This is a genomic window from Serratia sp. BW106 (genome assembly GCF_002607755.1).
Lineage (GTDB): Bacteria > Pseudomonadota > Gammaproteobacteria > Enterobacterales > Enterobacteriaceae > Serratia > Serratia proteamaculans.
Genome location: NZ_MCGS01000028.1, coordinates 64,114 through 64,593 on the forward strand (window position 1 = coordinate 64,114; position 480 = coordinate 64,593).

General features: G+C 61.7%; 1 pseudogene. It reads left to right on the top strand.

Annotation, left to right across the window (positions count from 1 at the left end):
• Positions 1–480, top strand: a pseudogene (lacZ, locus tag BEI65_RS27215) (beta-galactosidase); the annotation flags it as partial.

The window sequence follows — 480 nt, forward strand, 5'->3', positions numbered from 1 at the left end:
ATGTACCGGCTGGAAGCACGCTGCACGCAGTTACAGGCCGACTTGCTAAGCGATGGCGTGCGTGTGGTGAGTGAACACCTGTTCGGAGCCGATGGGCAAACGCTGTTACGCAGCCGTAAACAGTGGCTGTTCGACAACCAGGGCGCTGTCAGCATCAGCGTTGACGTAGAGATTGCCGCCAGTCTGCCGCCACCGGCACGTATTGGTCTGAGCTGCCAACTGGCAGAAATTCATCCACAGGCGCAATGGTTGGGCCTGGGCCCGCAGGAGAACTACCCTGACCGTCGCCTTGCCGCGCAATTCGGCCGTTGGCAACTCCCCCTGGAAGAGCTGCACACGCCGTACATCTTCCCCGGCGAGAACGGCCTGCGCTGCGAGACCCGCAGCCTGCAGTACGGTGACTGGCATATCGACGGGATGTTCCACTTCTCGCTCAGCCGCTACGGCCTGCGCCAGTTGATGGATTGCAGCCACCAGCAC